Genomic DNA, 18,880 nt, shown 5'->3' with positions numbered 1-18,880 from the left:
TTTGGTGCGATGACGAGCCTGATTGCCAGCGCAAAGCGCTGCGCTGTTGTGAGGGGCATGGCCCGCTTACAACTGCTCCAGCTTGATCAGGTAGTGCTCCGCAGTGGCCAGAATGGTCTGCTGTTGTTCTGCGGCTTGGCCATCCCAGTTGGCATAGGGAAGGGCGAGGCGGGGATTGCCGCCCAGTTTGTCCCGATTGCGCCAAAGAAAGTGCCAGTAGAGGCTGTTGAAGGGGCAACTCCCGTCGCCGTGGCGGGCTTTGACCTGATAGTGGCACCCCTTGCAGTAGTGGCCCATCCGCTCGAGATAGGCGCCGCTGCTGGCGTAGGGCTTGCTGCCCATCAGGCCGCCATCGGCAAACTGGCTCATGCCGCGGGTGTTGGGCAGCTCCACCCACTCGATGGCATCCACATAGATGCCGAGATACCACTGATCCACCTCGTCAGGATCGATCCCCGCCAGCAGGGCAAAGTTGCCGGTCACCATCAGCCGCTGGATATGGTGGGCGTAACCGTGCTCAAGAGACTGGCGAATGGCGTGACGCACGCAGGCCATCCTGGTTTCTCCATTCCAGAAGAAAACGGGCAGCGGTCGGTTGGCCCCGAGAAAATTGGTCTGCTGGTAGTCGGGCATCTTTTCCCAGTAGAGGGCGCGGACAAACTCGCGCCAGCCGAGGATCTGGCGGATAAAACCCTCCACTTGCGCCAACGTGATGGTGGCCTGATTGGCCTGCCAGTGGGCTTCGGCGGCGCGGATCACCTCAAGCGGATGAAGCATCTTGCTGTTGAGGGAAAACGACAAACGGCTGTGAAACAGACTCCAGCCCCGCTCGCTCAGGGCATCCTGATAGCGGCCAAAGTGGGGCAGGCAGTGGGTGAGAAAATGGGCCAGCAGCTCACGACTCTGGCGCCTTGTGATGGGCCACGGCAGTTGGCTGGCATCCGCCTCGCCGATGGTGCTGACCCCGTGGCGGGTCAGCATGGCATCAATCTCGCTCACCTCGTTGGCAAAGGTGAGGGGTTCCGGGATCGGCTGACGCTCCGGCAGCTTGGCGCGGTTCTCGTCATCGAAGTTCCAGCGCCCGCCAAGGGGTTGGCCGCACTCATCGAGCAGCACTTGGTATTGCTTTCGCAGGGCGCGGTAGAAGAACTCCATCCGGCTGTGGGGGTAGCGCTGCCAGCCATCGCGGGGAGTGAGAAAATGCTCGCTCTCCACCTCGGTAGCAGGAATGGCAAGGCCAGCCGCCCAGCTTTTCAACTGGCTGGCGAGGCGCCACTCGTCCGGGCTCTGCCAGGCAAAGCTATCGGCCTGATGCGCCGCGATTTGGGCTGCCAGCAGGCTGGGCAAGTCGGGCCAGTGGGCGCTTTCATCGAGAGTCAGGTAACAGACGCGGTGGCCTGCTTTCCTGAGTGCCGCCGCGAAGGCGCGCATGGCGGCAAAGAAGGCCAACACCTTCTGACGATGGTGGTGGCAGTAGTCGGTCTCCTGACGTAGCTCTGCCATCAGATAGCAGATAGCCGGATCCGGGGTGCGAAACCAGCTGTGACCGGCGTTCAGCTGATCGCCAAGAACAAGACGCAGCTCCATCAGACTCGCTCCCCCTCAGGTTGCTGGCTGCTGTGACGAGCGTGGCGACAACGCTCGCTGCAGTAGCGAACCTCCTCCCAACTGCGTGCCCACTTGCGGCGCCAGCTGAAGGGGCGCAGGCAGACGGGGCAGATCTTCTTGGGCAGATAGGGTTTGCGATGCATGATGGCTTACGGCCTTGGCTGATGGGGGATGTGGCGTGTGGGTAGGGAGAATAACGAAGCGGGGGCGCGGGCGGATCAACCTCACTGCCAGTTTGCCGCTCAGATGCGCACTTTGTGAGCGGGCGCACAGCCCGTCGGTGCGCCCCTTGTTTGCCAATTAACCAGCCGTTAACGTGGCGAGGTTGCCCGTTGGCAGCATCCATCAATGGATCTTGTTGGCCACCGACTGTCTACAACCGATATGGAGGGGAGTGATGCCAATCATGACAGCTACGCCCCGGGCAGCTTGCCTGCTCGCCCACTGGTATACCCGGGATCCCATTCTTACCTTCGACTTTCCTCACCGCTAATTGGCGGCACCCGCCGTTTGAATTTGTCAGCCGGACGACCCTGATCGTCCCGGCCTCTTTGCCAATTCCGATTTCAAACACACTGGCCTTGCGCCGGTGAGGAGTCTTTTATGCGTCGTATACCCGAGCCGTTTCGTATCAAGATGGTCGAGCCCATCAAACAGACCACTGGCACCGAGCGCCGCGCCGCCCTCGAGGCCGCTGGCTGGAACCCCTTCCTGCTGCTGGCCGAGGATGTCTATATCGATCTGCTGACCGACAGCGGCACAGGTGCCATGTCCGACCGTCAGTGGGCCGGCATCATGATGGGAGATGAGGCCTATGCGGGCAGCCGCAACTTCGTCGAGCTGGAGCGCGCGGTGCGCGACATTTTTGGTTACCAGCATGTGATGCCCACCCACCAGGGGCGCGGGGCCGAGCAGATCCTCTTCCCCGAGCTGGTCAAGCGCTGCAAGGGCAAGGCGCCGGTCTTTATCTCCAACTACCACTTTGACACCACCAAGGCCCATGTGGAGTTGGCTGGCGCGCGGGCCATCAACCTGCTCACCCCGAAAGCCCTCGACACCACCGCCCCCTACGCTTGGAAGGGGGATTTTGATCTCCCTCGCCTGACCGACACCATCGAAACCCTGGGGGCCGACAACGTGGCCGGCATCATCATCACGGTCACCTGCAACAGCGCCGGCGGTCAGCCGGTCTCCATGGCCAATATGGAGGCAGTCTCGGCGCTGGCCCGTCGTCACCATATTCCGGTGGTGATCGACGCCGCCCGCTTTGCCGAGAACGCCTGGTTTATCAAGGAGCGGGATCCGGCTTATGCGAAGTGCAGCATCAAGGAGATAGTGCGCCAGATGTTTGCGCTGGGGGACATCTTCACCATGTCGGCTAAAAAGGACGGGCTGGTCAATATCGGTGGGCTCTGTTGCTTTAAAGAGGATCTCGACCTGTTTCGCACGGTGCAGGTGCGCTGCGTGGCGATGGAGGGGTTTGTCACCTATGGCGGCCTTGCGGGGCGGGACATGGCGGCGCTTGCCATCGGCCTGCGGGAGGGGATGGATGAGGAGTATCTCACCTACCGCATCAGTCAGGTGGCCTATCTCGGCGAGCGTCTGGCCGAGGCGGGCATCCCCATCCAGACCCCCACCGGCGGCCATGCGGTGTTTGTGGATGCCAAAAAGCTGCTGCCCCATATTCCGGCCGAGCAGTTCCCGGCCCATGCGCTCGCCTGCGAGCTCTATCTGGAAGGGGGCGTGCGCGGGGTGGAGATTGGCTCCCTGCTGCTCGGGCGCGATCCCGCCACCGGCAAGCAGGAGGCGGCGGACTTCGAGCTTTTGCGTCTCACCATTCCGCGCCGGGTCTACACCCGGGATCACATGGACTATGTGGCCGACTGCCTGATCGCAGTGAAAGCGCGGGCCAGCGACATTCGCGGGCTCACTTTTGACTACGAGCCGCCGCTGCTGCGCCACTTCACCGCGCGGCTGAAACCGGTCTGATCAGCAATCGGTTAGACGGGGTGATCAAACGGCCAAGCGCAGCCCCCGGTTAAACGGCCAAGTAAAAAGCCCCCGCACCTTGGTGCGGGGGCTTTCGTTTATCGACACAAAGCCGGGGGTCAGACCGCCTGATACTCCAGCTCGACCGAGCCCAGCGCCTTGAGGGTGGACTGGGCGGAGTCACGCTGGCTGATCTGGCCGTTTTTGTTCTCCAGCAGTACTGCGCGGCGGATGGTGGCGAGATCTTCGCCATTAAGCACCGCATGGGCGCAGGCCATCTGCATCGGCGGAAGGCTGGGGTTGAAGGCGGCGTTCTCGGCGTAGCGGCCAGAGAAGATGCGGTCATCGGCAAACTGCAGCGCCACCGCGGCATAGCCCTGACTGTAGGGGGCGTAGCTTTGACGGGCGGCGGCCAGCGCGGCCTGCCACAGCGGGTCTTCGCTTTGAAGCGATAGCTCTGCGTGATCCTGCGGGCTCATCAGCGCATCCGTGATGTCGAGATCCGCCGGCCCAAACGAGTGGGGCAGGAAGGATTGCAGGGCGCTCAGGTCATCGGGCAGAGAGACTTTCAGGATCTTGGCGGTGCTCAGCTCGTTCATGAACTGACGGCAGTGGCCACAGGGGGTGTAGTTGACGGTGATTTCAGAGATCCCGGTCTCGCCACCCAGCCAGGCGTTGGAGATGGCGGACTGCTCGGCGTGGACCGAGTGAAACAACCCTTGCCCCGCAAACTCCATGTTGGCACCGAAGTACCAGGTGCCGCTCAGGCCACAGGCGATGGCACCGACATAAAACTTGGAGATGGGCGCCACCGAGCAGGCGGCTGCCAGCGGCAACAGGGCGAGGCGCAGGGCGCGATCATCGAGACCTGTGGCGGCTTTCAGGGTGGCGACTTGCTCCGGCGTGAAGCGGGCGTTGAAGTCGGCACTATCCAGCATGGGCTGCACGGCTGCTTTGAGCGGGGCAGAGAGGGTATCGAATGGCTTGGCAAAACGGGGATGCATAGTGTGTCCTCAAAGGCCAATTGGGCGGCCATTGTAGGGAGCAAGCTCGGGTAAATGTGTGAGCAGGCTCACGCCCTGATGGGCAAACGGAGGGGGATGGTAATGGAAACGTTTGTCTTGTGCAAATTGTGCGGCAGGTCGCACCCCGAGAGGCCAGCAGGCCCCTCGGAATGGTCAACAGGTGGTCAATGGGGTCATCAGGTCAGCCAGTGATAGATGGCAAACAGCAGCGGGGCAACGGCAGCGGTGAGGATCCCGCACACCACCATCGCCAGCGATGCAAAGGCCCCCTGGGTAATCCCCTTCTCGGCGGAGGTGGCGGTGCCGATGGCGTGGGCACAGGCCCCCATGGCGAGCCCTTGGGCTTCCGGATCGGTCACTTTGAACAGTTTGAGCAGCGGGTAGCCGATCAGGGCACCGACAATCCCCACCACCACCACCACGGCGGCCGCGATGGCGGGAATGCCGCCGATGGACTGGCTGACGCTCATGGCGAGCGGGGTGGTGATGGATTTGGTGGCAAGGGAGGCGAGCAGTGCCGGATCTGTGCCCATAAAGTGACCGATCAGCAGGGTTGTGCACACCGAGATCAAGACGGAGGCGAGGGTACAGATTAGGATGGGCTTGAGCTTGGCCTGGATCTGGCGCGCCTGCTGATAGAGCGGCAGTGCCAGCGCCACTACTGCGGGCTCCAGCAGCATGGTAATGGGGCTGCTGCCGCGCTCGTACTGCTCAAGGGGCAGATCAAACCAGAGCAGCAGGCCGATGATCACCGCGGTCGGCACCAGCACAGGGTTGATGATGGGCCAGGGCAGGCGGCGATAGAGGGCGCGGGTGGCGAAATAGAGCGCCAGGGTCAGAGGGATCGCTAGCCAGAAGATCATTTGTTCATCCTCTGGTAGAGCCGACCGACGGTGGCGAGGATCAGCACGATCCCGAGCACGATGCAGAGCATGATGACGCCGAAGGATTGGCGCAGGGGCTCAAGCCAGGCCACCAGCCCGACCGCAACCGGCACGAACAAAACGCCCATGTGGCGCAGCAGCAAGCCTGCGCCCAGCTCGACCCAGTGCAGCTTGATCAGCTGCAGGGAGAGCAGCACAAACAGCAGCAGCATGCCGATGATGCTGCCGGGAAAGGCGAAAGGCAGGATGGCTGCCACGGATTTGCCTGCCAGCAGGCAGGCGACAATGACCATAAAGTCACGAAAGTACAGCAAGGCGCGTTGCGCGATCACGTGAACCTCATCGACTGGGAAGAAAAATCGCAGTTTACCAGAGAGGGCGGGTCGCGGCATTAAAACAATAACAACTGAAATCAGTTCATTTGAGGCTGATTTGATTGGCAATTTTTGAAAATTGTCTGATAGAACCCTTTTCGAACTTCAAGGAGTAGTGATGACATCCCTCTTGTCCCGCGTTCGCCAGATGGCGAACGATAATGCGTTGCCACCCCATCTGTTGCAAACCCGTCAGTGGGACGGGCCCCTGTGTCGGGTGCGACTCGACAACACCGGCGCTGATGCCACTCCGGTTGAGCGCTGGGTGCTGTTTGACGGCAAGCTTGGCCTGCCGGTGGAGAGCGCCATCTATGGCGAAGGATTCCAGATGCTGGCCCAGACCATGGGTTGCTGGCAATCACCGCAACATGTCGGCCGTTGCCCCGATGCCAGCATCTATCGCATCACCGATGACAATGGCTATCACACCATTCACAACCTGTTGCTGGTGGAGCATGGCAAGGGGTGGCTGCTGCTCGCCTTTGCCAGCTGCCACCGTTTTGGCGGGGAGTTTCGCCTCTACCCCGATGGTCGCTTGCAGATCCTGATGAATTGCGAAGGGCGAAAACTCGCGGCCGGTGAGCACTGGCAGAGCGAGGCGCTGATCTGCCTCGAAGGGCCGGAGCGCGAGGATCTGCTGGCTGAGTTGGCACGGTTGATCGAGGCCGAGCACGGCTCGCTGATCGGCAAGGTGAGTGATCGCCCGAGCGGTTGGTGCTCTTGGTATCACTACTACGCCGAGGTGAGCGCTGCCGATATTCGCGAGAACCTGCAGGTCCGTGCCGAGCGTTTCCCGGCCCTGCGATATGTGCAGATCGACGACGGCTATCAGGCCAAGATGGGCGACTGGCTTACTCCATCGGCCAAGTTCGAGCAAGGAGTGGCAACACTGGCTGCGGAGATCAAACAGGCTGGCTGCGAGCCCGCCCTCTGGGTCGCTCCCTTTATTGCCGAACCAAGCTCGCAGGTGTTTCAGGATCATCCCGACTGGTTTGTGAAGGGGGATGACGGCCTGCCGCTCCCCTCCGAGCGGGTCACCTATGGCGGTTGGCGTTGTACTCCCTGGTATGTGCTGGATGGTACCCACCCCGAGGTGCAGGTGCACCTCGAGCGGGTGTTCCGCACCCTGCGCGAGCAGTGGGGCATCCACTACTTCAAGCTCGATGCCAACTTCTGGGGCGCCATCCACGGTGGCCGTTTCCACGATCCGGCTGCCACGCGGGTTGAAGCCTATCGGCGCGGCATGGCCGCCATTCTGCGCGGTGCTGGCGATGGTGCCTTCCTGCTCGGTTGCAACGCCCCCATCTGGCCGAGCCTTGGGCTGGTGCACGGCATGCGGGTGAGCGATGACGTGGAGCGCAACGGCCACCGCTATCGCCAGATTGCTCGCGAAGCCTTCTGCCGTGCCTGGCAGAACGACAAGCTCTGGGCCCTCGATCCCGACTGCATCTGTTTGCGTGATCTACCGAGCCAGCAGGCAAGCAAGGCGGATTACAGCTTCCATCTGGCAGCGCTGGTGGCGAGCGGCGGCATGATGCTGGCGGGTGATCGACTGCAAGATCTCGATGAGGAGCAGGCGGCGCAACTGTGCAAGCTGCTGGGTCTTTGTGCTGTTCGTGCACCCTCTGCCCGTTTCGAGTCGATGGACTTTGCCTGCGGCGAAGTAAGCCTGCCCGAGGGCGGTACTCTGCTCTGCCTGTTCAACTGGGAGGGGCAACCACAGGAGTTTCTGCTGCCGGAAGGGGGAACCGATTTTTGGCAGGAGCAGGCAGTCGGCACAACCGTGACCCTGCAAGGGGGTGAGGGGCGGGTGATCCGCTACACCTGATCACCGCATCACCACATACAATTCAGGCTCCATCACGGAGCCTGAATTGTTTCAATCAGCGGTTATCAGTCACGTTTTTCAGTAACGCCACTCAAAACCGACAGCGTATTTGGCGGAACCATAGCCCGGGATATCACTGCCGGAGGCGATCGCCTTGAGGGTCAGCAACGGGGTGATGGGCACCCCCAGACCAAAACCGATGGCCAGTTGATCATTGGGGTTCCCCATCAGATCGACCCGCATCACTCGATAAAGGGACATATCCTCGCTCAGGTGCATATAGGCTTGCGAAGCGCGGTTATAGACCTGACCAAACACCTCCAGCTGGAAACCTGACTGGGCGCTGATGGCCAGCGGTACCCCGACAAACTTGTAGAGATGGGAGCCGTTGAAGTAGCTGTTGGTGATCAGGGGAGTGAAATCAGTCTGCTGATAAAGGGTATTGAAGTTCTGTTCTACGATGCGATAGGTCTGCTCGGGCAGGCGAGCAAGATAATCCGGCACATCGAACCGGTATGCGGCGTTGGCTGCCAGCGGCAGCAGGGCCAGTAATCCGAGCAGTGCGTGGTGACGAGGCATCAGCAAATGGCTTCCGTTCGGCCAAAGAGATCTCTTGCTTGGGAGACATCCGCTCAGGATGTTGCAAGATATTGGTTTTTGGGGAAATCCCCTTCGTCATTATGACCTGAAGAAGGGGACGGGCGGGAAGGATTTATTGTGAAACTACTCACAACTCATAAATCTTCCAGATAGTGATAGAGACTCTTTAGAATCGCGAAGTTCCGTTCGTTACTCTGGTTCTGCTCGGCCAGCGCCTCGAGACGGGGCACATAGTCCGGCAGACGGCGGCTGAAGTAGTCGCTGCAGTGCAGGCGCCAGCGTTTCTGCTCCGCTTCGCTCAAGGTGTGCGGCCAGTTGCGGGCGCGGTAGCGGAACAGCATCTCCGGCAGCCGGGCGTCGGTAAAGGCGAACTCCCGCTCACCCAGCAGGTCCGCGGGGGTAGCACGCACCAGATCCATGGTGGACTTGTCGCCGTGGCCAAAGAATCCGCCGTAGAGCTGGGTATCGGGGTCGCTCTCATTGCTGCCGGCAAACTCCTGATTGAACACTTCCACCAGTTTTTCCCGTACTTCGGGGTGGGCGCGCAGCAGATCCAGGCTCTTGCGGCACTGCTCCCGATCGATGCCGAGCTCGTCGGCCCGTTCCGCCGTCAGGGTGGCGGCCGGCGCCAGCACCGGGCACTTGTTGATGTGCACCAGTTTCACCGGAATGCCCGCCAGATCCCCTAGCTCCTCTTTTTTGGTATAGAGGCGCTCGCGGATCTCCTCGCTGGTGAGCTCGATGAGCGGGGTGGGGTCACGGGTCAGATCCACCATGATCACCGCGTTCTGGTTGGTGGGGTGCCAGGCAAGTGGCGAGACCCAGCTTGCACAACCCTGCCAGGGGGAGAACATGCCGGAGACGTGCACCAGCGGCTTCATGGTCACCACGTCAATCAGCGCCTTCACCTTGTTTTTGTTACGCAGATCAAAGAGGTAACCAAACAGCTTGGGTTGGGCCTTTTTCACCAGCTTGGCCATCTCGATGGTGGCCAGTACGTCAGAGAGTGCATCGTGAGCATTGGCGTGGGCGACGCCGTTGGCGACCGTCAGCTTCTCCAGCCGGAAACTCGGTTTGCCTTCATCATCAAAGGCCCACTCGATCCCCTCCGGCCGCAGGGCATAGCAGGCCCGCAGCATGTCGAGGATGTCCCATCGGGAGTTGCCGTTCTGCCAGCTGTAGGCATAGGGGTCATAAAAGTTGCGATAGAGGGTGTAGCGGGTCACTTCATCATCGAAGCGGATACTGTTGTAGCCAAGCACACAGGTATTCGGTGTGGCGAACTGCTCGTGGATCTGGCGAATGAAATCCGCCTCGCACAGCCCGTCCTTCATCGCCTTTTGCGGCGTGATACCGGTAATGAGGCACGCCTCCGGATCTGGCAGGTAGTCTGCCGGAGGCTTGCAATAAATCACCAGTGGCTCGCCAATGATGTTGAAATCCGCATCGGTACGAATACCGGCAAACTGCGACGGCCTGTCCTTGGCGGGGCTGATGCCGAAGGTCTCGTAGTCGTGGAAGTAGAATGTTGGCTCGTTGCCCGCGTGTGCTGTTTTGCTCATGTTGCTCGAGATGAGGTATCCGATGACGGTAGCGCCTGGCGCTAGGGTGGGCGGTGCCAGGCACCACAATTGTGTGCATGGTAAACCATAGCGCAGGCAGAACGAAGGGCGAGCCGTGTAGGTGGCGGTTTATTGGGCGGAAAGAGACCTCATAGAGTTAGAGGGGAGTCAGCCAATCAGGTGGCCAAATTCACTATGTCACTAGATCCAACGCTTCAGTCGGTCGGAGACATGGCGCTCTTGGGTCGCGCCCGTGGTTTTTTTGCAAGGATCCTCTCTCATCCGATTTGTTATGAAGGCGCTCACAAAATTGAGCAATCGTTTAGTTTTGGGCGAAATCTCTGGTGTATCATTTGTTCAAAATAATGAAGATATAAATGATGACAAACCCATACATCAGTAAAGAAGGCATGGCAGTGATATGTCTTGCAAAGTATCTCATGACGACACGGCCTGACGACCGTCTGAGAACCATAGATTCCTTGTCAGACGAGATTGGTGTATCGGTTGGATTTATACAGAAGGCGTTTACCACGCTGGAAAATGACAAGGCGGTCAGCTTGAGTAAGCGGGGGCGTAATGGCACTTATATTCGGCAGCTCGATTATCAAAAGCTTGTCCGTTACTCCGGCATCAGCCATGTGGTGTGTGCCATGCCGCTGCCTTATACAAAGCACTACGAGGGCCTAGCCAGTGGATTGAAGGCGCAACTTGGCAGCCTGCCACTCTATTTCGCCCATATGCGCGGCGCTGATGTTCGTGCCGAATGCTTGAAAAAGGGTGTCTACGACCTAGCCATTATGTCCAAGCTTGCTGCTGGAACATTGGGTGGTAGTGTTAAGATCTTGGCGGATCTGGGGGCAGAATCCTATTCACTCGAGCATCGCTTGATTTATCGGGAAAACGAATATGAGACTATCAAACGCGTGGGGGTCGATCCGGCATCTCCTGACCAGCGAATTCTGACCGAGAAGGCGTTTGCAGAAAAAGAAATTGAAATTGTCGAGATCAACTATTCCAACAGCTTGAGTTATCTCGTTTCCAGGCAGATAGATGCGGTCGTGTGGTTGCCCGAGGCCATCGATATGAATGTATCAGGGCTGTGCGAAAAATCGCTCCAGCATATTGATGAATGTCGCCAAGCATCCCAGGCGGTCATTCTTGTCAGTCGCCAGAGCCAGCATGTCAGCGAGCTAATTAGTAAATTACTTGATGTTCATCAACTGTTGGTCCATCAGCGTTTAGTAATTGAAGGGAAGTTGATACCAAGTTATTAATATTTGAATATGGAGATATGCAGTGATAGCGCGATTACAGTTACTCCGGTCAGCCGATGTGATCAGTCATGATGCATTAAAAGCATGTTTAGTGGTAATGGAAGACCTCAGGGAAAATTTTCCAGTTGGTGATGATAACGAACAATTCCAGATGATGATTGTCCATCTGGCCAGGGCATTTGATCGGATTAAGTCAGGAACACCAATAGAGCAAGGTATGGATCCAACCCTATTTGATGAAGTACAGGAAGATCCATTCTTCCATGATATTGATGTTCTCAACAGAAGACTGCTTGATAAAATTGATCTTGCGACAGCTCCGGAGAGTGAAAAGTCATTTATGTTGAGTAATCTTTTATCACTGCACTACTCATGTCAGGAGGGTATGTAATGTCGATTAGCCTCGATGGTTACACCTATTGTCATGAACATCTGCACATTGACCTATCCTCACAGAAAAGGGATGAAGATTGTCTTCTTGATAGTTATGCGTCGATCCGGGATAGCTTGTTGCACTCAAACAGCATGGAGTGCTTAATCTCATCGAGATGACAAATCGTTTTATGGGGAGAAATCCTCATTTTATTGAAAATATAATGCAAGATACCGGCATGAATATCCTGATGTCGACAGGTTATTACATCGAAGGTTTCTTCCCCGAGAAGCTATACCGTATGTCAGCTCGCGAGATATGCGGTGAGATGGTGCATGAAATCACGGTGGGTATCGATGACAGTGCACTTAAAGCTAGTGTCATTGGGGAAATTGGTAGTAGCGAGAACGCATTTACCGAAACCGAGCGAAAAGTCTTTGAAGCTGCAGCAATGGCGCATTATGAGACCGGCCGCCCAATCTCGACCCACCTTTCCATGAGCACCATGGCAAGAGAACAGGTGAAGTTATTCAAGTCGTATGCGGTCGCAATGGAAAGGGTCACTATCGGTCATTGCGATCTTAAAAATAATCTGGATGACATCTTGTGGTTGATCGAACAGGGTTGTCATGTTCAGTTTGACACTATCGGTAAGAACAGTTACTTCCCTGATTCGTCGAGAATCAACATGCTGAAAGAATTGGCTAGCAGGAATTTGTTGGATAGAGTCATGCTGTCTATGGATATAACTAGAAAATCACACCTTAAAAAAAATGGAGGCCTTGGATTTTGTTATCTGGTGGAAAGTTTTATTCCACAGTTACTTGAGTCAGGTATTAGTAAAACTCAAATAGAACAAATGTTACGTCTTACCCCTTACCACTTTTTTAAATGAGGCTGGATATAAAAATGAAAAAAATAGGGATTGCTGGATTGCAACGTGAGCAGATAAAGGCGCAGATTGAACAAGCTGCACCGGGGGAGTTTGAATGTCATATTCTCAATGACATGGATGCCGCCATGAAGGTAAAAGCGGGAGTCCTGGATTATTACATCGGGTGTTGTAATACCGGTGCTGGGGCTGCACTATCAATCGCTATCGCTATTATCGGTTATCCGAAAAGTTGCACTATTGCTAAACCTTCCATCAAAGCTAAGTCCGAAGAGGTGGAGAAGTTTATTCAAGAGGGCAAGGTGGCGTTTGGCCTTTCAGTGGAACATGTCGAACATGCCATTCCTTTATTAATTACCAAGCTTGCCGCCAATTGAGGGCACAAAAATGGACATTATTCAATTAGGGTTAGTCACTCTGTTGTGTGCCATGACAGCTCTGTTGGCCAATATGAGTGCATCGGTATTTCATGACGGAATCAGGCCGATTCTACCCCAAGTCGTCGAAGGAAATATGTCGCGGCGTGATGCGGGATCCGTGGCGTTTGGCTTGTCGATTGGTTTCGTCGCCTCAGTCGGTATTTCGTTTACGCTTTCCACTGGTCTTCTAAACCCTTGGTTGCTCTTTTTACCGACCGACATTCTTGGTGTGATGATGGCTCGGCGCTGGCAAGCCGCATTAGCTGGCGGTTTGTGGGGGATTCTGGTTGTTACCTCTCTTTCCGGTGTGAATGCTGTATTGACAGGCTTGCCTGTCGATGCGGTTGGCGCGTTAGGTGAATTGGGTACGCCAGTGATGACCGCTTTTGCACTGTTTCCGCTGCTCGCCATCTTTTATCAGTTCGGTTGGAAAGCTGGTGCTATTTCGGCTGCAGTTATTGTGCTGGCTCGGCTTGCCACGATGAAATTTACCACTATTTATCCTGAGTCCCTGCAAATTTTCGTTGGGATGATGATGCTGGTGGGGACTGCCATATACAAAGACATCAACGATAAGAAAAATGGTATCGCGCCGCCTGATATGTCGGGTATGCACAGTTTGTTTGAAGAACGCACCAAGCGCATCATGAAAAACCTGCCGTTCCTAGCTGCAACCGGTGCGCTGGTAGCTGTGGTTGTCAACGCTGGTTATTTTGCTGGTTCTGAAGTCTCTATCTATCCGCTTGCCGATGCCTACAAGTTGACCGATCCTGTCGCGCAGCAGACGGCAATCAACCAGGTTGCTCTTTCTGAATTCATGCGCGGGCTTGGGTTCGTACCTCTGATTGCGACCACTGCACTGGCCACTGGTGTATATGGTGTGGTCGGGATGACTTTTGTGTTTGTGGTTGGTTACCTCTCACCTAACGTACCTGTTGCTGCGGTGCTGGGGGCCCTGACCATTTGTGCGGAAGTATTCTTGCTGCGTCGGATCGGCCATTTCCTGGAACAATTTCCGTCTATTCGTAATGCTTCGGATAATATCCGTAATTCGATGAACACGCTGATGGAGTTTGCACTCCTGATCGGTGGGGTACTGGCGGTGATGAAAATGGGTGGGACCACCGGGATTACCATTTTCACTATCTTGTTCTTCCTCAATGAGGTGATGGGCCGTCCTGTACTAAAAATTGCTGCTCCGGCTCTCGCTGCCATATTAACTGGTGTTGCACTCAATATTTTCCATATCGTCGGAATTTTTAATATCTGACCCCAGGGTCACCCGGTTTGACAGCCTGAAAACTATCGGGCCGGGTAAGCTACATTTATAAGGTGAGCGAAGATGTTTCTTGATGCTTTGAAAAGACAAAATCCGAGATTTATAGAGTGTGCAGCTGAATTATTAAAATCCAACCAGGTTTTGCCTGACACTTATATTATTGATGTCGACCAGTTTGTTGAAAATGCGAGGGTGATCAAGAAAACTGCAGATGAGTATGGGATCACACTCTATGCGATGACGAAGCAATTTGGACGCAATCCCGTTTTAGCAAAATTGCTGATCGATGAGTTAGGTTATGATGGTATTGTCTGTGTTGATTTCAAAGAAGCACGCCATTATTCAGACCTGGGAATAAATGTTAGTCATGTTGGGCATTTGGTTCAACCACCTACTGGGATAGTCCATGAATTGGTGAGTGTCACCAAACCAGAGATTATAACCGTTTATTCTATTGAAAAGGCCAAGGAGATTTCATCTGCTGCAGTTAATGCGAATGTAGTTCAAAAGATTATGGTCAAGTTTTATCAGCATGGTGACATTATTTATCCCAGTCAGGAGTCTGGATTTTTACTAAGTGAGCTGGATGAGGTTATCCAATCATTGTCAGCACTACCGAATATCGCTATAGCGGGGGTCACTCATTTTCCCAGCTTTCTCTATGATGAAGATAAAGATGTGACCGTGGCCACACATAATTTCAGGACAACGATGATTGCCAAAGAGCAGGCTGAGCGAATGGGTTGCCGGATAACACAGGTCAATGTTCCGTCTTCAACTAGTTGTGAAACAATACCGCTAATTGCCTCTCGAGGTGGGACGCATGGCGAACCGGGACATGCTTTGACCGGTACAATTCCATCAAATCAGAATGGGGATCAGCCAGAAAAGATTGCAATGCTTTATTTGAGCGAGATATCTCATCAGCATAACGGAAATAGTTATTGCTATGGTGGTGGATATTATCGGCGTGGACGTATTCGTGGCGCACTGGCAATGGATGGCTCAGATCCACACGGACGCTTCATGCCATTTGTGGCAGGTGATGATGGCAGCATCGATTACCACATCCAGTTGGCGGGAACGTGTCCCGTCGGCACACCCGTTATTATGGCTTTCCGCTCCCAGGTGTTTGTGACCAGGAGTGATGTTGCGCTGGTTTCAGGAATATCGACAGGGACCCCGAAAATCATCGGACTCTATGATTCGCAAGGGCGAGAGTTGTAAGGGAGGGATTATGGCAAGGTTTATTGTTGTCGTCCTCGATGGCTTTGGTATCGGCGAAATGCCGGATGTACTGGCCGAGCGACCACAGGATCACGGTGCCAATACAGCAAGAAAGCTCATTGAGCATTTTTCAGATAAACATCTGCCGACGTTGGCACGGCTTGGATTGTTGAATACGGTGTATCCCGTCAACTCAGTGATGCAACGTAGCCAGGCTGCAAACTGGGGTAAGTCAATGCTGGGCCATGAAGGGTGTGACACCTTTATGGGGCATCAAGAGATCATGGGGACCAAACCGAGAGCACCGCTACAAGCCCCCTTTAGTACATATATCGAAAAGATAGAGGCAGGGTTGATTGCCGCAGGATACCAGGTCAACCGAATATATCGCGATGCGCTTGCCCTACTGGAGGTCAACAGCTGTGTCGTGATCGGGGATAACCTTGAGGCCGAGTTGGGACAGGTTTATAACATTACAGCCAATTTGAACTTGATATCATTCGATGACGTCGTGAAAATCGGAAGAGTAGTCAGGAAATATAATGATGCTGGACGAAACATAGCGTTTGGTGGACTGATTGATTCAATGGATGACATCTATTCAGCCATAGAAACCAAACCAGATAAAAACGGAAATATAGCATTTATTGGGGTCAACGCTCCACGTTCTGGAGCCTATAATAACGGATTTAAGGTTATTCACCTTGGCTATGGAGTCGATCCATCGACACAAGTGCCACACTGTCTTAATCAGGTTGGAATCAAGACGTTCTTATATGGTAAGGTCGCCGATATCGTAGAGAATGAACACGGTGTTTCATATCCAGGAGTAGTCGATACCGATACACTGTTTGATTTATTGCTGCGGGATGTTGTTCGGAAAGATAATGCATTTTTCTGCCTCAATGTTCAGGAAACGGATCTTTCTGGTCACCAACAAAATGCTAGGCGTTACTGGAATACGCTCGAGAGAGCTGATGCCGGATTATCAAAGATATTAGACGCTATGTCCATAAGCGACCTCTTGATTGTTATGGCTGATCATGGCAACGATCCCTTTATCGGACATTCTCTTCATACAAGAGAAATGGTGCCAATATTGTTATTCAGCCATGAATTAAAGGGGCTTGAGTTAGGTGTTCGCGATACCCTATCTGATGTGGGGGCCAGTGTTGCCAAATTCTTTAATGCTCCCATGCCAGAATTTGGCTCGCCCATAAAGTTCTAGTTCGACGATATATAAACACTAATTATGTTCTTTACACCTCACTTTTTATGTTGGTGAGATAGGCTTATATTATTAATCAGGAGTTGCTAGATGAAACATGGATTAAGTCTTTCATTATTAGGTGGCATATTTATTGCGACCACGGCATCTGCCTCAACTGGGGGAATGCAAGAGTTTCTCGATAGTCTCAGAAATTTTGAGTCCGGTATCAATCCGGCACTGAGTCCGTTTTACCTCGATAATCTGGATAACCCCGTTTATACCTACGCTAAGGTCACCAAGCCGGGTCGCCTCGTCAGGGACTGCGCCACAGGGAGTATGGTGCAAGAGCCTACAACGATAAGGCAGTACTTTACCAAACTGGGTCTTGGCAGCATCTATAACGAAAATACCCCTCATGACCCGGGCATGTTCAAGTTGATGCAGTACAGCTCGATGAATGCGTGGGGCTTTGTCGGGTATCAGCTGGGTGAAGCGGTATTGATCGATGGAGGCTATTACAGCCCGCCGACAGTACAGATTGCAGGTAAGGAATACGACAGCTTTTATATGTTCGTGCCCGATTCGACCTGGATCGGTTGTAAAACCGAGGCGCTGGCTGAAATCCCGGGATCAGGCGGTAATCAGGTGTACGTAACGGATATTAACCGCTGGCAAGGGCATTTTATCGGCAAGAACGGGGTCAACAATTTCACCGATTTCATCAAGCCCGATAAACAGGAGTTGGTGATCCGGGATGTCATGCACTTCAACTACAAGGTCATCAGCAAGCTCCTACAAGATGCCAATATGACCTGGGCACAGGCCTTGTCGAAAAGCTGGACCGATACGGATGATAACGGGCAGCAGGTAACGGTCAAGGCAACTATGTCCGGTATCCTGGCCGCTGCTCACTTGCGTGGAGCGTGGGGAACCGCCGAGCTGTTGACCAAAGACAAGATCACGTGTGACGAGCAGGGAACTTGTATCACCAAATATGTGCATAAGTTTGGCGGTTACAACACGCTGTTTGATGTACCGGGTGACAGCGTCACTCAAGGCTCCCCTTACGATGAAGTTCTGATGGCGGGGTGGGGGAATGACACCGTTATCTTGGGGGGTGGCAAAAACCAGCTGCTACTCAATGAGCAGAAGGGCTCTATCACCACGGTTACCGACTTTGTTATCGGCAAGGATAAGATCGTGCTACGTGGCTGGTCCAGCGAATCACCTCTGGCGTCCATGGTGGTCACTCAGGGGAAAAATGGCGCTGAAATAGATGTGGCTGGACAAAAAATCATTCTGAACAACATCAATGCTGGCGATGTACTGGCCAATCCTTCACAAGTGGTCATTCAGTCTATGGTGTACACGCTGGCGTGGAATTCAGGCAAGCAGGTCGTCGCCCAGTTTGACCCCAAGGTGGATCGTATCGAGGGTTCGTCGGGGATCGGGTTCAAGCATCTCAAAGCTTATGAGACTAGCTCTTCGGTGGTTATTGGTCCCCAAGCCGATGACGGCGGCATTTATGCTTCGTATGAGCTGATGGGATTGACGTTGGCCGACCTGTCGCCTGATATGTTCCTCAACGTGACCGGCAGCTTTGATCGTCTGGGTTTTATCGTGCCGCTTGATCACAAAACCTGGGGCTGGAATATGTCGCTGGTGGTGAACAGCTTCAATCCGCAAAAAACGGTGCTGACCGTTCCAAGCAATCAGCCAGTGCCATTTTCTGCTGTAAAGTTGACTCAAAATGGTGCCAACACCGAGCTGACCTTGCTCGAGCCGTTTGCCAAGGGTGACAAGAAGATCGTTATCCTGCGCAATACCGATGTGAAGAGTCTCTCTGAACGGAACTTCTCCGGCTTCAGCGGTCAGTACAAAGAGGTGACGATCGATATTCCCGTGATGTTTGACATTCGTGCTAGTGTCGTCGGCACCGGTGGCTCTATCTCTCCTGCACCGGATACTGCAGGTATTATTCAGGCAAAAGGGGGAAGTGCACTGACAGTTGCGTTCATTCCTGATCCCGGATATCGAGTGAAGAGTATCACCGTCGATGGCGCGGCCCAGCCGGTGGCGAGCGCTTATACCTTCCCCAGCTTGGCGGCCAATCACCGCCTTGAAGTGAGCTTCGAGAAGGGTAGTGCCTGTCCGGCCTCCTGGAACAGCACTCAGGTGTACAACACCGGTGACAAGGCGACCTATGTCGGCAACATCTATGAGGCCAAGTGGTGGAACACCAATAACCAGCCGGACCAAGGTGGTCCCTGGAAGCTGCTAGGCGCTTGTCAGTAAAGTGTGTGCTGACACGTGACCCTAACGCGGTCGCTTCT

Annotated in this window: 16 protein-coding genes and 1 pseudogene; 10 read left to right on the top strand and 7 right to left on the bottom strand. The window is 54.6% G+C overall.

From position 1 onward, the window contains the following. Window positions 1-66 precede the first annotated feature (66 nt). Window positions 67-1,587 (bottom strand): cryptochrome/photolyase family protein, encoded by a 1,521-nt coding sequence (locus ACTG2J_RS11515; protein ID WP_439997505.1) that lies wholly within the window; start codon window positions 1,585-1,587, stop codon window positions 67-69. Continuing rightward, window positions 1,587-1,751 carry a DUF2256 domain-containing protein gene (locus ACTG2J_RS11510; RefSeq protein WP_368226273.1) on the bottom strand — a complete coding sequence of 55 codons (165 nt, stop codon included), beginning with the start codon at window positions 1,749-1,751 and terminating at the stop codon, window positions 1,587-1,589. Before ACTG2J_RS11510 ends, ACTG2J_RS11515 begins: the two co-directional genes overlap by 1 nt. Window positions 1,752-2,211: 460 nt before the next feature. Between ACTG2J_RS11510 and ACTG2J_RS11505 the strand changes: the two genes are divergently transcribed. Beyond that, on the top strand, window positions 2,212-3,597 hold the full coding sequence (locus tag ACTG2J_RS11505) for a tryptophanase (RefSeq protein ID WP_439997504.1): 1,386 nt from the start codon (window positions 2,212-2,214) through the stop codon (window positions 3,595-3,597). Between the two features lie 119 nt (window positions 3,598-3,716). Here the strand turns inward: ACTG2J_RS11505 and cdd are convergent, their stop codons facing one another. From cdd to ACTG2J_RS11490, 3 genes are all read right to left on the bottom strand, one after another. Beyond that, the gene (cdd, locus tag ACTG2J_RS11500; protein WP_439988616.1) at window positions 3,717-4,601 is read right to left on the bottom strand and encodes a cytidine deaminase; all 885 of its coding nucleotides are present in this window, start codon (window positions 4,599-4,601) and stop codon (window positions 3,717-3,719) included. A 197-nt stretch (window positions 4,602-4,798) separates the two neighbouring features. Then, a complete protein-coding gene (locus tag ACTG2J_RS11495) occupies window positions 4,799-5,485 on the bottom strand; it encodes an LrgB family protein (protein WP_043850903.1) in 687 nt (228 codons plus the stop codon). After that, complete coding sequence (locus tag ACTG2J_RS11490) at window positions 5,482-5,838, bottom strand: CidA/LrgA family protein (protein WP_005333279.1); 357 nt, start codon at window positions 5,836-5,838, stop codon at window positions 5,482-5,484. The genes ACTG2J_RS11495 and ACTG2J_RS11490 overlap by 4 nt, the downstream gene beginning before the upstream one ends. Before the next feature lie 160 nt (window positions 5,839-5,998). Here ACTG2J_RS11490 and ACTG2J_RS11485 point away from each other — a divergent pair, with 160 nt between their 5' ends. After that, a complete protein-coding gene (locus ACTG2J_RS11485) occupies window positions 5,999-7,708 on the top strand; it encodes a glycoside hydrolase family 36 protein (RefSeq protein WP_439988617.1) in 1,710 nt (569 codons plus the stop codon). Window positions 7,709-7,786: 78 nt separating this feature from the next. Here ACTG2J_RS11485 and ACTG2J_RS11480 read toward each other — a convergent pair whose 3' ends face one another. After that, complete coding sequence (locus ACTG2J_RS11480) at window positions 7,787-8,287, bottom strand: hypothetical protein (RefSeq protein ID WP_005360277.1); 501 nt, start codon at window positions 8,285-8,287, stop codon at window positions 7,787-7,789. Between the two features lie 155 nt (window positions 8,288-8,442). Next, window positions 8,443-9,870 carry an exodeoxyribonuclease I gene (gene sbcB, locus ACTG2J_RS11475; protein ID WP_113739464.1) on the bottom strand — a complete coding sequence of 476 codons (1,428 nt, stop codon included), beginning with the start codon at window positions 9,868-9,870 and terminating at the stop codon, window positions 8,443-8,445. 377 nt (window positions 9,871-10,247) lie between these two features. On the opposite strand from sbcB, the gene yhfZ reads away from it, so the two are divergent. The 8 genes and pseudogenes from yhfZ (at window position 10,248) to ACTG2J_RS11435 (ending at window position 18,842) form a co-directional block, all read left to right on the top strand. Next, window positions 10,248-11,147 (top strand): GntR family transcriptional regulator YhfZ, encoded by a 900-nt coding sequence (yhfZ, locus tag ACTG2J_RS11470; protein ID WP_439997503.1) that lies wholly within the window; start codon window positions 10,248-10,250, stop codon window positions 11,145-11,147. A gap of 58 nt (window positions 11,148-11,205) precedes the next feature. Next, a complete protein-coding gene (locus ACTG2J_RS11465) occupies window positions 11,206-11,538 on the top strand; it encodes a hypothetical protein (protein ID WP_439997502.1) in 333 nt (110 codons plus the stop codon). Window positions 11,539-11,668: 130 nt separating this feature from the next. Further along, a pseudogene (locus ACTG2J_RS11460) lies at window positions 11,669-12,415 on the top strand (hypothetical protein); the annotation flags it as partial. Between the two features lie 14 nt (window positions 12,416-12,429). Beyond that, a complete protein-coding gene (locus ACTG2J_RS11455) occupies window positions 12,430-12,789 on the top strand; it encodes a DUF2620 domain-containing protein (protein WP_029303224.1) in 360 nt (119 codons plus the stop codon). Window positions 12,790-12,799: 10 nt separating this feature from the next. Continuing rightward, complete coding sequence (locus ACTG2J_RS11450; RefSeq protein WP_113739467.1) at window positions 12,800-14,101, top strand: YhfT family protein; 1,302 nt, start codon at window positions 12,800-12,802, stop codon at window positions 14,099-14,101. Window positions 14,102-14,173: 72 nt separating this feature from the next. Continuing rightward, window positions 14,174-15,337 carry an alanine racemase gene (locus ACTG2J_RS11445; RefSeq protein ID WP_113739468.1) on the top strand — a complete coding sequence of 388 codons (1,164 nt, stop codon included), beginning with the start codon at window positions 14,174-14,176 and terminating at the stop codon, window positions 15,335-15,337. A gap of 10 nt (window positions 15,338-15,347) precedes the next feature. Next, window positions 15,348-16,565: a phosphopentomutase gene (locus tag ACTG2J_RS11440; RefSeq protein ID WP_439988618.1), complete on the top strand. Its 1,218-nt coding sequence runs from the start codon at window positions 15,348-15,350 to the stop codon at window positions 16,563-16,565. A gap of 90 nt (window positions 16,566-16,655) precedes the next feature. Further along, complete coding sequence (locus ACTG2J_RS11435; RefSeq protein WP_113739470.1) at window positions 16,656-18,842, top strand: carbohydrate-binding protein; 2,187 nt, start codon at window positions 16,656-16,658, stop codon at window positions 18,840-18,842. Window positions 18,843-18,880: the final 38 nt, after the last annotated feature.

The organism is Aeromonas sp. 6P (assembly GCF_051919525.1).
GTDB classification, from domain to species: Bacteria; Pseudomonadota; Gammaproteobacteria; order Enterobacterales; family Aeromonadaceae; genus Aeromonas; species Aeromonas veronii.
Note: the sequence above shows the minus strand (reverse complement) of the source record. Positions and strands in the feature narration are given on the sequence as shown.